General features: G+C 67.9%; 10 protein-coding genes and 1 tRNA gene. 8 read left to right on the top strand and 3 right to left on the bottom strand.

Going from position 1 to position 13,413, the window contains the following annotated elements; translation table 11 throughout:
• Positions 1 to 9: 9 nt before the first annotated feature.
• Positions 10 to 1,329: an IniB N-terminal domain-containing protein gene (locus B9C43_RS38300; RefSeq protein ID WP_084431992.1), complete on the bottom strand. Its 1,320-nt coding sequence runs from the start codon at positions 1,327 to 1,329 to the stop codon at positions 10 to 12.
• A 445-nt stretch (positions 1,330 to 1,774) separates the two neighbouring features.
• On the opposite strand from B9C43_RS38300, the gene B9C43_RS38295 reads away from it, so the two are divergent.
• Together B9C43_RS38295 and B9C43_RS38290 are read left to right on the top strand one after the other, a co-directional pair.
• Positions 1,775 to 3,214 (top strand): Hsp70 family protein, encoded by a 1,440-nt coding sequence (locus B9C43_RS38295; protein ID WP_084431989.1) that lies wholly within the window; start codon positions 1,775 to 1,777, stop codon positions 3,212 to 3,214.
• Positions 3,211 to 5,604, top strand: a complete 2,394-nt coding sequence (locus B9C43_RS38290) for a helix-turn-helix transcriptional regulator (protein WP_327224251.1) — start codon at positions 3,211 to 3,213, stop codon at positions 5,602 to 5,604. Before B9C43_RS38295 ends, B9C43_RS38290 begins: the two co-directional genes overlap by 4 nt.
• On the opposite strand, the gene B9C43_RS57005 is transcribed toward B9C43_RS38290, so the two are convergent.
• Positions 5,601 to 5,765, bottom strand: a complete 165-nt coding sequence (locus tag B9C43_RS57005; protein WP_160096996.1) for a hypothetical protein — start codon at positions 5,763 to 5,765, stop codon at positions 5,601 to 5,603. The genes B9C43_RS38290 and B9C43_RS57005 overlap by 4 nt on opposite strands.
• A gap of 80 nt (positions 5,766 to 5,845) precedes the next feature.
• On the opposite strand from B9C43_RS57005, the gene B9C43_RS38285 reads away from it, so the two are divergent.
• Together B9C43_RS38285 and B9C43_RS38280 are read left to right on the top strand one after the other, a co-directional pair.
• Positions 5,846 to 7,081 carry a M14 family metallopeptidase gene (locus B9C43_RS38285; protein WP_084431983.1) on the top strand — a complete coding sequence of 412 codons (1,236 nt, stop codon included), beginning with the start codon at positions 5,846 to 5,848 and terminating at the stop codon, positions 7,079 to 7,081.
• Between the two features lie 344 nt (positions 7,082 to 7,425).
• Positions 7,426 to 8,706: an MFS transporter gene (locus tag B9C43_RS38280; RefSeq protein WP_235039090.1), complete on the top strand. Its 1,281-nt coding sequence runs from the start codon at positions 7,426 to 7,428 to the stop codon at positions 8,704 to 8,706.
• Here B9C43_RS38280 and aceE read toward each other — a convergent pair.
• Entirely contained in the window at positions 8,649 to 11,423 is a 2,775-nt protein-coding gene (gene aceE, locus B9C43_RS38275; protein WP_033383560.1) for a pyruvate dehydrogenase (acetyl-transferring), homodimeric type, read from the bottom strand. The two genes, B9C43_RS38280 and aceE, sit on opposite strands and share 58 nt — an antisense overlap.
• Positions 11,424 to 11,768: 345 nt before the next feature.
• Between aceE and B9C43_RS38270 the strand changes: the two genes are divergently transcribed.
• The 4 genes from B9C43_RS38270 to B9C43_RS38255 form a co-directional block, all read left to right on the top strand.
• Positions 11,769 to 12,200: a DUF3052 domain-containing protein gene (locus B9C43_RS38270; protein ID WP_033383571.1), complete on the top strand. Its 432-nt coding sequence runs from the start codon at positions 11,769 to 11,771 to the stop codon at positions 12,198 to 12,200.
• A gap of 94 nt (positions 12,201 to 12,294) precedes the next feature.
• Positions 12,295 to 12,756, top strand: a complete 462-nt coding sequence (locus B9C43_RS38265) for a peroxiredoxin (RefSeq protein WP_033383559.1) — start codon at positions 12,295 to 12,297, stop codon at positions 12,754 to 12,756.
• A gap of 37 nt (positions 12,757 to 12,793) precedes the next feature.
• Positions 12,794 to 12,865, top strand: a tRNA-Val gene (locus tag B9C43_RS38260).
• A gap of 315 nt (positions 12,866 to 13,180) precedes the next feature.
• Positions 13,181 to 13,413 (top strand): sigma factor-like helix-turn-helix DNA-binding protein (locus tag B9C43_RS38255; protein WP_143446895.1); only part of this gene is annotated, 233 nt, incomplete at its 3' end.

The following is a 13,413-nucleotide window of genomic DNA, read 5'->3' as shown; positions in this document are numbered from 1 at the left end:
CTGGGCTCTTTACAGCAGGCCCAGGTCCGGGACGACGTTGTGGACAACGTCGGTGACCGGGTTGTCGTTGATCACATTGCCGAGACCGGTCTGGCCGACCACGTCGCCGACGACGTTGTGGCCGCTGGCGTCGCCGCCGACAACCGGCAGGTTCGACACGACGTCGGAAACGTTCGGCACGTTGACCGACGGCAGGTCCACCGGCAGGTTGACCGGGAGGTCGGGCAGCAGGCCGCCGACGTTCGGCAGGTGGTCGCCGACCGCGGGCAGGTCACCGACGACGTCGGTCGGAACGGCACCCTGGACGTCGCTGACCACGTCGGTGACGGCGTCGGTGGGCAGGCTGTCGACCGCGGCGGGCGCGTTGGCCGGCAGCGGCAGGTCGACAGGCAGGTCGACAGGCAGGTCCACGGGCAGCTCCGGGATCGGCAGGTCGCTGATCGGCAGCTGCGGCAGGCCAGGGATGGCCGGCAGCGCGGGCACGGCGCCGAGCAGCGCACCGGTGACCGCGGTCGGGTCGGACAGACCCTTGCCCGCGATGTCGGTGACGTTGCCGGACAGGCCAGGGATGATCTCCTGGTTGAGGCCGATGCCGTCGGTGGTGGTCAGGCTGATGTCCTTGTCCAGCGGGCCCTCGATCGAGATGCCGCCGTAGGCCAGGCCGCCCGCGTCGCCGTCGATCAGGTGCGCACCGGCCTCGACGTTGCCGAACGGGGTGAAGACACCGGCGTTCGCGGACACGCTGTCCAGCCCGGCGTTGACCTCACCGCCGACGCCGAAGTCACCCACCGGGGTGCTCTGGCCGGCCTGGTAGCCCAGACGGGCACCGTCAAGGGAGGCGTCAAGGCCGCCGGCGGCGCCGGTCGCGCCCAGCGGGGTCTCGGCACCGAGCTGGGCCCAGCCACCGTCGGCACCGGCCTCGCCGTCCAGGGTCACGCCGCTGGTCAGGCTGTCCAGGCTGGGGACGCTCGGCAGGCTGGGCAGGCCGCCAAGCGCGTCGAGGCCGGACACGTCGCCGACGCCGCCGAGGCCGTTGAGTGCGGGCAGGTCACCGACGCCGGTCGGGACCAGGTCGGTCACCAGCGGAAGAACGTCGTGCACGTCGGCCGGGGTGATGTCGGCCAGGCCGACCTTGTCCAGGCAGCCCTGCGGGTCCAGCTCGAACGCCTTCATCGCGTCGGCGTTGTTGAGCAGGTTCAGGCAGAAGTCGTGCAGCGTGGTGGGCTCCGCGGAACCACCGGCCGACGCCTCGGCGCCAGGGGCGGTCGCAGTCGCCTCGGCGGCCGGAGCAGGGGCAGGGGTCGGCTGGGGAGCCTCGTCGCGAACCAAGGGAATCTCTCCTAGTGGGGTACAGGGGCAACAACCGGGCAGCAGTGCGGTGATCTCGATCCGACGGTGCGGCACCCGGGGCCAGCCAGTGCATATCCACTGCAGGCCATCGACACCGGTGTTTCGGCGGTCACCACAAGCTGCTCGTTCCACTCACCGAGGGCGACACCGTTGTCGATCTTGGTCAGTGAGCCAGGCCATGGCTGCCCGGCGATGCCCCAGAAAGTTATGGCCTGGGGCCCACCCCCGGCATCGGGGATCACTCCGAGTCATCACCACCCCCGACTAGGGTTAGGCTGTTTCCCCCATTAGGGGCATTAGGGTATCCCCCTATGAGTTCCGATCCGATTCACCGCCGCGAGCGCGGGGTTGGTATGAAGATGTGACCCATTCGGGGGTAACCCGGACGGGGGCCCGATCGATCTAGTACGGAAGGCACTCCTGCATGCCATACGTCTTGGGGATCGACGTTGGCACCTGCCGCACCGCGGCCGCGCTCTGCCGTCAGAACGGCTCTACCTGGGGCGACGCCGAGGCTGTGCAGCTCGGCGAGCGCACCGCCACCGCACCGACGGTGGTGTACTTCGCGGCTGACGGCACGGTGGTCGTCGGCGACGCGGCCGACCGCAACGCGGCCAGCGACCCCGCCAACGCCGCGCGCGATTTCGCCAGGCGGATCGGCGACGAAGTTCCCCTGATGGTCGGGCGTGAGGTCTGCACGGCCGAGACGCTCACCGCCGTGCTGATCACCTGGGCGGTCAACGAGGTGTCGACCGCTGAGGGCGAACCCCCTAAGCATGTGGTGGTCACCCACCCCGCGGACTGGGGAAATCACCGCAGGCGCCTGCTGCACCGCGCACTGCGCCAGACCAACCTCGACAACGTCACGCTGCTGCCCGAACCCGTCGCCATCAGCGAGAACCACGCCGCCGCGGAAGACGTGCAGCCAGGTGACGCACTGGGCGTCTATGACCTCGGCGCGTCGGGCCTCGCCGTCGCCGTGGTCCGCCGCTCCCAGGTCGGCACGTTCGACGTGCTCAACTCCGCGGAGAGCGTCGACTCCAACGGCGGCTACAGCTTCGACGACGTGGTCTTCGAGTACGTGCGCAACCAAGGTGGCGGGATCGACCCCGCCGACCCCGACGCGTGGCCGAAACTGGCCAGGTTGCGCCAGGAATGCGTCGCCGCCAAGGAGTTCCTGTCGGCCAGCACCGAGGCAACAGTCCGGGAAATACTGCTGACCAGGGCAGAGTTCGAGGAGATGATCCGGACTTCGGTCCAGGCGGGCATCGAGGAACTGCTGCGGATCATCCGTCCGGCCACCGACCTGAAAACGGTCGTAGTCTCCGGCGGCAGCGCCCGGATTCCGCTGGTCAGCGAGCTCGTCAAAGCCGAAGTGCCCAGCCGCACGGTGATCGCACCGGAGCCTGAACTCGCATGCGCCCGCGGCGCGGCGATCGTGGCCAGCCGTCTCGCACCAGCCCCGCAGGCCGCGCCGGCACCCGTGACCTCCTCAGACGAGGCACCACCACCGCCGCCACGGCCGCACATCGAGGTCACGCCGCTGGAACTGCCCGCGCCGCGCAAGGCGATGCGGGCCTTGACCGGAAAACCTAAGCTCGTCGGCGGAGTCAGCGCGCTGGTGCTGGCCGCGGGCGTCGGTCTGACGTTCTACATGCGCAGTGAGGATCCCCCGAAACCACCGGCTCCCGGGTCCTCCGCGGTCGCGCCGGTCAACAACAGCAAGCCGACGCCCTTGTCGGGCCCGGCCGTCACCCCGACCGCCACACCCAGCCAGCCACCGCCTTCTTCTTCGTCGTCGTCGAAGAAGTCCAGCGCTACCAAGTCATCCACTGCCACCAAGACAGGCGAGGACGGCCGTTGAGCCAACGAACAGCGACCCGAGCACGAACCACAACCGTCATGGACGAGGCGGCGAAGAGAGTGCTGGACGCGACCGAGGCCGACCCCTTGGCGCCCGTGGCGCTGGCGGTCATCGCCCCGGGCGGTTATGGCAAAACCACTGTTCTCAAGGCTTTCCGGCGCGTGTACGAGAACGCGGGCATCCGCGTGACCGACCGTCCTGGGGATGCGGAGGCGGCCGTGGTCATCGACGACGCCCACAAGCTGCCCGCCGCCCGCCTGCGGGAACTTGCCGAAGCGGACGTGCCGCGGCTGATCATCGCGCTGCGGCCGTGGCCCCGCTCGACCGAGCTGAGCGAGCTCACTCGGACGCTCGGGCAGACCGTGATGCTCGCGCCGATGGACCGCGCTCAAGTTCGTTCGCATGCGTCCGGCGCATTCGGCGCGGCGCCCGCGGCTGAACTCGTGGAGTTCCTGTTCAAACAGACCGGCGGTGTTCCGGCGTACGTGGATCGTCTCGTGTCGGCGATGTCGTCACGGCCGGTGACCGAAGTCCCGGACGCGGCCCTGGCGGCGTTCCGCTACGACCTGGATCTCCTCGAGCCGGACGTCCTGCAGTACGTGCTGGCCGCGCAGGCCGGGGCCGGGCTACGGACCGATCTGCTGGCGAGCCTGCTCGGCCGGGATGCCAACGATGTCGTAACCGTGATGGAGGCGGCCCGGGCCACCGGATTGCTCGGGCACGACGGCACCCTGCTGCCGATCTGCCACCGGGCGATCCGCGCGGTGATTCCCGCCGAGCGCGCTTTGGCTGTCCGGCAACGGCTTGCCGAGCTTCTGCTGGAGCGCGGCGAGTCCGTGCTGCCGTTGGCTCGTTCGCTGCTCGGCAGCGGTGTCGGTGGTGCTGGTGTCGCGGCTGCCTTCAACGCCGCCGCACACGAATCGCTGACCGAGGACCCAGCGTTGTCGGCGAAGTTGTTCGCCGCGGCCGTGTCCGCTGGGCGTCCAGTGGCGCAGTGCGCCGCCGGTTGGGCGCACGCTTCCGCGCTGGCCGGTGACCTCGATTCCGCGATGCGCCTTGCTGACCAGGCGATTTCCGGCTCGGAGGACAAGGCGGACGGCGCAAGGGTCGCGGCGACCGCGCTGGCGCATCGCGGCCAGCTCGGCCGGAGCGCTGAGCTGTACCGCTGGTCCGGTGACACGTCATTCGCCGCGATCGGCCTGATCGGGACCGGTCAGCTGGTCGACGTCGACTCGCCGGACGGCCTGCCCACATTGCTGTCGGGCGCCGCTTCCCTGATGGCACAAGGCGTTCGCGAATCGGTCTGCGGTTCCCCGGTCGACGCACTGTCCTCTTTGGTCCGTGCGGCCGGGTTGCTCGAGCCTGCCGGGCGCGGAGTCCTGCTGCCGGACAGTCCCGCCGCGCTGGCCGCGCTGGTCGGTTTGCACTGCGGTGAACTGGGCGTCGCGGAGTCCGTGCTCGACCGGGCCGTGCAGTCGAACATGGGCGGGCCGTTGCTGGCCACGCGGCATCGGTTGCTGCAGGCGTGGATCTGCATGATCCGTGGCCAACTGTCCACTGCCGCGGAGCATCTGGCCGAGACACGGCCACGTGAGCCACGAGACTGGCTGTTCGCCGTGGCCCTTGAGGTCGGTATCGCTCGGCGCAGCAGCGACGTGCAGGCGTTGCGCCGGATCTGGGCGCAGGCGTGCGAAGCCGTTGTGCGGCACCCGGTCGACCTGTTCACGATCCTGCCGCTCGGCGAATTCGTCGTGGCCGCGGCGAAGCTGAGCGACCAGGCCCGCCTCGGTCCGCACCTGCGGGAGGCGTACGCCCTGACCGCGCAGCTCGGCGACCCGGGACTGTGGACCACGACCTTGCACTGGGGTGGCCTGCACGCCGCGATCGTCGCCGAACAGCCTTCGGAAGCCGCGGACCACGTTGCCGCGCTTGCCAAGAACCACAGCCGGTTCGGACGCGCACTGGGCGAAGCCGCGCAGTGCTGGCTCGACATCGTGTCAGGCAAGGTCGACCCGGTCCGCGCCGAAGCCGCCGCCCGTGGCCTGCACGACATGGGCCTGGTCTGGGACGGCTCGCGGCTGGCCGGTCAGGCCGCGATCCGCACCTCGGACCGCAAGGCCATGGTGACCTTGCTGGACTGCGCGCGTGAACTGCAAGGCAAACAGGCCGTGACCGACCCGGCTCCGGCCGCCACTTCGCCGTTGAGCGAACGGGAGCAGGAAGTCGCCGCGCTGGTGCTGCAGGGCATGACGTACAAGCAGGTCGGCGACCAGCTGTTCATCTCGGCCAAGACCGTGGAGCACCACATGGCCCGGATGCGCCAACGCCTCGGCGCCAGCAGCCGCAGCGAACTGCTGAACCAGCTGCGCGCGCTGACGACCCGGAATTAATACCCGATCGGGTGCTTGGGGCATCTGGCCGCCGGGTCGTAACCCGACTGCTGCCAGCGGCGGGCGCATTCCTGGCAGTTCTCCGACGACGTCACCAACGACCTCGGCGGAACATGCCGCGTCCGGACGGTCAGCTGGACCAAGCGCAAGATCGCTTTCACCGAAAGCATTCAGCACGATAACAGCAACCCTACGGGCGACCGTTGACAGCCGGTGTCGCCGTCTGGTGACGTCCCATGACATGGGTATATCCGGAAAACTGGCCGCGCTGACCGCGGCCGGCCTACTGTTGTCGGGCTTACCTGCACTTGCCACTGGGGACTTGCCACGCACGGGCTTCGAGCTGTCCAAGGGCGCCCGGTGGACCACGATGGCCGAGGAACACCAGTTGCTGGGGCAGCTGGGCCGCAAGGTGAACGTCAGCAAGATCGGCACGTCCGTGCAGGGCCGTCCGATCCATCTGGTGCGGGTCGGCCGAGGCGGGCCGACGACCGTGCTGTTCCTGTGCTCGCAGCACGGCGATGAACCGGCCGGGCGGGAGGCGTGCCTGATCAAGATCCGGGACTTGGCCTACGGCAAGGACTCCGTCCCACCGGGAACCACGCTTTTGTTCATTCCGAACGCCAACCCCGACGGGCGGGAGGCCGACACACGCGGCAACGCCAACGGTGTCGACATCAACCGTGACCACATCGCTCTGGAAACTCCCGAGGGCCGGACGTTCGCGCGGGTGATCCGGGACTACCAGCCGGACATCGTGCACGACCTGCACGAGTTCGGGCCCCGGCCGTTGGTGTACGACAAGGACGTGCTGTGGCTGTGGCCGCGGAACCTGAACGTGCACAAGCGGGTGCATGACGAGTCTGAGGTGCTGTCCCGGTCGTACATCCGTCCCGCGGTGGAATCACGGGGACTGACCAGTGGCGTGTACGGCTTCCTGATCGACCCGGTGACCGGTGAGCCGACCGAGCAGATCGCCGGTGACGGGCAAGAGCGGATCCTGCGCAACACCACGGGTTTGAAGCACGCACTCGGCTTGCTCGTGGAGACCAACGTCGACCCGAACCCCGGCGAGGACGTGCCCGCGGCCGCCCGGCGCCGCGTCGTTTCCCATCAGTACGCGGTTGACGGGACTCTGAAACTGGTCGTCGAGCGCCGCGTTCAACTGGAGACCGCGACCACGGTGAGCCGGTTGACCGCGCCTTTCCAGCGTGGTCCGATCTTCTTCGGTGGCGCGGACAACGAGGCACCGCCGGCCGGTGAGGTCGAGCCGAACCCGCCTTGCGGGTATCGCTTGACCGCGACGCAGTACACGCAGGTGGCCGAGAAGTTGTCGTTGCACGGCGTGGATTCTCGGCGTGACGGGGACGGCAGGCTCGTGCCTTTGGCCCAACAGGCCCGGCCGCTGATCCCGTTGCTGCTTGATGCCCGCGCCGACTTCGAACTGGTCGCAGGCACGCCAGTCGCCCGCTGCTGAAAGGTTCGGCGCTGGGAGCGCTCAATGCCACCAACGTTTGGGAGCACGGTTGCCGCTGGCTCAGGTGCCGTTCGAGCTGCGGGGTCGTTTGGAGTGCTCGGTGCCCTCAATGATGTGGCATTCGAGGAAAGGGAGCTGGCTTGGTGCCGCGCGTAGGCAGAGTTCCGCTGGCAGGCTAGCGGAGGGCACCGACAGAAACTCGAGTCCGAATCGAGCACCCCCCGATGACCCAAAGTACCGGGCAGGTGTGACAGGAAATGGGTGGGTGGTCGCGCTCACACGGCCACCCACCCGGACTGGCCTGGGGGTTTGATGTCCTTGTGGATAACTCTGGGGATGTGCTGGTGAGTCGTGAACGGGTACCCGGCGAAGTCTGGGTGATGGTGCTGGCGTGCTTCCTCGTGGCCATTGGGTTCGGGATGATGGCGCCGGTCGTTCCCGCTTTCGCGACCACTTTCGGCGTCGGGGTCACCGCCGCTTCCTTTGTCGTCAGCGCTTTCGCGATCGTCCGGCTGGCTTTCGCCCCGGCGAGCGGCAAGCTGATCTCCCGGTTGGCCGAGCGGCCCGTTCTGTTGTGGGGCTTGGTGATCAACGCCGTCGCCACCGGCGCGTGCGGCTGGGCCCAGACGTACTGGCAGCTGCTCGTGTTCCGGTCGGTCGCGGGCATCGGGTCGGTGATGTTCACCGTCGCGGGCGTCGGGCTCATTCTCCGGTTGAGCCCGGTCGGCTTGCGGGGCCGGGTTTCCGGCTTGTGGTCCACGAGCTTCCTGTTGGGCAACATGGCCGGCCCGCTGGCCGGCGGTGTGTTCGCGGGTGAGTCGATCCGCCTGCCGTTCATCATCTACGGCTCCGGCACGATGCTCGCCGCCGTGGTCATCTGGCTGCTGCTCAAGCAGTCCGGTGAGAAGAACGCCTCGGACATCCGCGACCAGCCGGAATTCAAGGTGCGGCAGGCACTGCGGCACAAGGCGTACCGCTCGTCCTTGGCGTCGGCGTTCGCGGTCGGCTGGATCTCCTTCGGAGTCCGGTTCTCCCTCATCCCGTTGTTCGTGGTCGCAGCACTGCACGAGTCCAGCACCGCCGCGGGCATCGGATTGTCGATCTACGCCGTCGGCACCGCGTCCGTCCTGCTCATCTCGGGCCGGATCGCCGACCTGCGCGGGCGTAAACCGGTTGTGGTGACCGGATTGGTGATCCTCACGGCAGGGTCGCTGCTGCTGGCGTTCGCGGCCTCACTGCCGATGTTCTACGTCGCCTCGCTCGTCGCGGGCGTCGGATCGGGCTTGATCAGCCCGGCGCAGACAGCGACCGTCGCCGACCTGATCGGCACCAATGTCCGAGGCGGCCCAGTGCTGGCGTTCTACCAGATGACCACCGACCTCGGCGCCATCATCGGGCCGTTGCTGGCGGGCGCGGTCGCCGACTTCTGGTCCTACCAGGCCGCCTTCACCATGTCCGCGGTCATCTCGGTGCTGGCGCTCGGCTTGTGGACCCTTGCCCCGGAAACGCTTGTGGGCGGCCGGAAAAGGCCGCCCACACCTACGCCACCGGTGACTCCGGCGACGACTCAGGCGACGCCGGGGTCCGAGGTCTGCGGACCGGCCGCGGACACGTCGTCCAGCTGATACTTCCTGGTCGCCTCGACCACCTTGGCCTTGTCGACCTCGCCGCGGCGGGCCAGCGCGGCCAGCACACCCACGACGATCGACTCGGCGTCCACCAGGAAGTGCCGCCGCGCGGCCGGGCGGGTGTCGGAGAAGCCGAACCCGTCCGTGCCGAGGCTGACCATGTCGCCGGGCACCCACGGCCGGATCAGGTCCGGAACCGCACGCATCCAGTCCGACACCGCCACAACCGGGCCCTCGGTCTCCGAGAGCACCGACGTCACGTACGGCACGCGCGGCTCCGCCTCCGGGTGCAGCAGGTTGTGCCGGTCGACATCCACGGCGTCACGACGCAGCTCGGAGTACGACGTGGCCGACCAGATGTGCGCCTGGACACCCCACTCGTCGTTCAGCATCTCCTGAGCCTTCAGCGCCCACGGCAACGCCACACCGGAACCGAGGATCTGCGCCTTCGGGCCGTTGCCCGCAGGCGCTCCCTTGTAGTGGTACAGCCCGCGCAGCAGGCCCTCCACGTCCAGGTCCTCCGGCTCGGCGGGCTGCTGGTACGGCTCGTTGTAGACGGTCAGGTAGTAGAAGATGTCCTCCGCCTGATCGCCGTACATCCGACGCAGACCGTCCTTGACGATGTGCGCCACCTCGAACGACCACGCCGGGTCGTACGAGACGACGGCCGGGTTGGTCGCCGCGAGCAGCAGCGAGTGGCCGTCGTTGTGCTGCAGGCCCTCACCGGTCAGCGTCGTACGGCCTGCCGTGGCGCCCAGGACGAACCCGCGGGTCATCTGGTCGGCGGCGGCCCACAGGCCGTCACCGGTGCGCTGGAACCCGAACATCGAGTAGAAGATGTAGATCGGGATCATCGGCTCGCCGTGCGTGGCGTACGACGTGCCCACGGCGGTGAACGACGCGGTCGACCCGGCCTCGTTGATGCCCTCGTGCAGGATCTGGCCGCGCTCGCTCTCCTTGTAGGCGAGCATCAGCTTGGCGTCCACCGACGTGTACAGCTGGCCCTGCCGGTTGTAGATCTTCTGCGTGGGGAACATCGAGTCCATGCCGAAGGTCCTGGCCTCGTCCGGGATGATCGGCACGATCCGCGCGCCGATCTCCGGGTCCTTGGCCAGGTCGCGCACCAGCCGGACGAACGCCATCGTGGTGGCGACCTCCTGCTTGCCCGACCCCTTGCGGATCACGTCGTAGACCTTGTCGCCGGGCAGCACCAGCGTCTTGGACTTGGCGCGGCGCTCCGGCACGAATCCGCCGAGCTGACGGCGCCGCTCCACCATGTACTGGATCTCCGCGGAGTCCATGCCCGGGTGGAAGTACGGCGGCAGGTACGGGTCCTTCTCCAGCTCGGCGTCGCTGATCGGGATCCGCAGGGTGTCGCGGAAGCCCTTCAGGTCGTCCAGGGTCATCTTCTTCATCTGGTGCGTCGCGTTGCGCGCCGCGAAGTGCGAGCCGAGGTTGTAGCCCTTGATCGTCTTGGCCAGGATCACCGTCGGCGCGCCGTGCGTCTCAGTGGCCGCCTTGTAGGCCGCGTAGACCTTGCGGTAGTCGTGGCCGCCGCGCTTGAGGTTCCAGATCTCCTGGTCGTCCAGGTTGAGCACCAGGTCCTTGGTCCGCGGGTCACGGCCGAAGAAGTGCTCACGCACGTAGGCACCGTCGTTGGCCTTGTAGGTCTGGTAGTCGCCGTCGGGTGTGGTGTTCATCAAGTTGACCAGCGCACCGTCGCGGTCGGCGTGCAGCAGCGTGTCCCACTCACGGCCCCAGATGACCTTGATGACGTTCCAGCCCGCGCCGCGGAAGAACGCCTCCAGCTCCTGGATGATCTTGCCGTTGCCCCGCACCGGGCCGTCCAGCCGCTGCAGGTTGCAGTTGATCACGAAGGTCAGGTTGTCCAGGCCCTCGTTGGCCGCGACGTGAATCAGGCCACGCGACTCCGGCTCGTCCATCTCACCGTCGCCGAGGAACGCCCATACTCGCTGGTCGGACGTGTCCTTGATGCCCCGGTCGTGCAGGTAGTGGTTGAACCGGGCCTGGTAGATGGCGTTCATCGGGCCAAGACCCATGGAGACCGTCGGGTACTCCCAGAAGTCCGGCATCAGCCGCGGGTGCGGGTACGACGGCAGGCCGCCGCCCATCCCGGCGTGCGAGTACTCCTGCCGGAAGCCGTCGAGCTGGTTCTCCGCGAGCCTGCCCTCCAGGTACGCGCGCGCGTACATACCGGGCGACGCATGGCCCTGGAAGAAGACGTGGTCGCCCCCGCCAGGGTGGTCCTTGCCACGGAAGAACCAGTTGAACCCGACCTCGTAGAGCGTCGCGGAGGACGCGTACGTCGAAATGTGGCCACCGACACCCACACCGGGGCGCTGCGCCCGGTGCACGGTCATCGCCGCGTTCCAGCGGATCCACGCACGGTAACGGCGTTCGACCTCTTCGTCACCGGGGAACCACGGTTCCTGCTCGGTGGGGATGGTGTTGACGTAGTCGGTGCTCGTCAGCGACGGAATGCCGACGCGGCCCTCCCGAGCGCGTTCGAGCAGCCGCAGCATCAGGTAGCGAGCACGCTGCTGCCCGCCGTCCTTGAGCACGGCGTCGAACGACTCAAGCCACTCCGACGTCTCCTCCGGGTCGATGTCGGGCAGGTGGGCGGCGAGGCCGTCGCGGATAACGTGCACCCTGCCAGGGGCACTGGCGCTGTTTGAGTTGGTCTGCGGGGCCAAGGGGTCTCCTCGCCTGGTTCTCTCGTTGTTTCCTACGCCAATTCAACCCGGTTGGCGTGCGTCATACCTCATCGTCGTCCCGATCGGGTCTCACGTCATCACTACTGGTGAGTAACCCGATGGCGGTGTCCCCCACACTCACAGGAGTGGTATTGCCTCTACATGGCACGGGACGATCCGATGCATACCGTCACCATAGTGCGGGCACGGTTGGACTCCCGCGCGGACACAGTTGGGGCTTGAACCGGTGTGGACGGTTGCGCAGTCGGGTACTGAAAGTGTTCGCTATCGCCTAACACGCGGTGCCTCCGGCGCCGCATTGGTTCACATGGAGGAGTGGAAGCCGTGGTGGCCGCGGGAGACGCCGGCAAAGCAGGCGTCGCCGAGAAGCTTGGGATCGAACCAGGCATTGTCGTCCAGGAGATCGGCTGGGACGAGGACGTCGACGACGACGTGCGTGCCGCCATCGAAGAGCGCAGCGGTAGCGACCTGCTGGATGAGGACGCTGACGAGGTGGTGGACGTCATCCTGCTGTGGTGGCGGGAAGACGACGGAGACCTCGCCGACACGCTCCTTGATGTCCGCAGTCCGCTCGCCGACACCGGGGTCATCTGGGTGTTGACACCGAAAACGGGGCGCGACGGGCACGTGGAGCCGAGCGAGATCTCGGAGGCGGTGTCGACAGCTGGCATGGCGCAGACGTCGAACATCAGTGTCGGCGACGACTGGACCGCGACCAGGTTGGTGTCGCCGAAGTCAGCCAACACCCGCCGCTGAGATCCCAAGGAGCGAACCGTCTGGGACGTCGCCCAGACGGGCGCACTAGGCTGGGCAGCGACAGACTCCGCGCAGCACCTGGGAGGACACGGGTATGACAGTCGAGGTCGGCACGAAGGCACCGGACTTCACGCTCAACGACTACAACAAGCAGCCGGTGACTCTCTCGTCCTTCCAAGGCGAGAAGAACGTGCTGCTGGTGTTCTACCCGTTCGCGTTCAGCGGCAAATGCCAAGGCGAGCTCTGCCAGGTCCGGGACGAACTGGCGACGTACAACGACGCCGACGTCCAGGTCCTCGGCGTGTCGGTCGACCACGTCTTCGCCCTCAAGACATGGGCCGAACAGCAGGGCTACCAGTTCCCCCTGCTCTCGGACTTCTGGCCGCACGGCGAAGTCGCCAAGGCCTACGGCGTGTTCAACGACAAGGCGGGCATGGCCGTGCGCGGCACCTTCCTGATCGACAAGGCAGGAGTCGTCCGCTTCACCGAGGTCAACCAGCCCGGAGACGCACGCGACCAGGAGGGCTGGAAAAAAGCTGTAGCCGACCTGGCATGATTGTCAGCGGCGGTACCCAAGCGGTACCGCCGGAGAAGGGCGCATAGCTCAGCGGAAGAGCACCTCCCTTACAAGGAGGGGGTCGCAGGTTCGAACCCTGCTGCGCCCACGGCCTCAGGCCGACCCTGCTCGCCTCGCTTTGCTCGGGCTCGCCGGGTCGGCCGTCATCATTTTGGGGGGCCGAGCCCCCCAAACCCCCCACGGTGCGAGCTCCTCACTTTCCAGCGCTGGGCGCGTTTCGTCTGGACCAGCGCACGCGGCTTCGCCGCCTCGGCCCCTTCTTTTGGGACGAGCTCAAGACCTTCCACGGTGCGCACTCCTCACCTTTTGTCGACGGCACGTGAAAACTGACCCCGGCGTGGCATCCGAATTTTGACCCCCTGTCCGGTGACTCTGGCTCGAGCCGAGCCAGGGAGGACGAAGGGTGTTGTCCGTGGAAGATTGGGCTGAGATTCGCAGGTTGCACCGGGCGGAAGGGTTGCCGATCAAGGCGATCGCCCGGGTGTTGGGCGTCTCAAGGAACACGGTGCGCGCCGCGTTGGCCTCGGATGCGCCGCCGAAGTACGTGCGGCAGCCGAAGGGGTCCATTGTGGATGCTGTGGAACCGCGGATTCGTGAGTTGCTGCAGGCATTTCCGACGATGCCGGCGACGGTGAT

The organism is Kibdelosporangium aridum (assembly GCF_900176515.1).
Classification (GTDB): Bacteria; Actinomycetota; Actinomycetes; order Mycobacteriales; family Pseudonocardiaceae; genus Kibdelosporangium; species Kibdelosporangium aridum.
This window is presented reverse-complemented; position numbering and strand designations above follow the sequence as displayed.

Bases quoted from the DNA above. Each gene is read 5' to 3' on its own strand.
- B9C43_RS38295 (WP_084431989.1), top strand. From the start codon at position 1,775: ATGCCATACGTCTTGGGGATCGACGTTGGCACCTGCCGCACCGCGGCC.
- B9C43_RS38285 (WP_084431983.1), top strand. From the start codon at position 5,846: ATGGGTATATCCGGAAAACTGGCCGCGCTGACCGCGGCCGGCCTACTG.
- B9C43_RS38265 (WP_033383559.1), top strand. From the start codon at position 12,295: ATGACAGTCGAGGTCGGCACGAAGGCACCGGACTTCACGCTCAACGAC.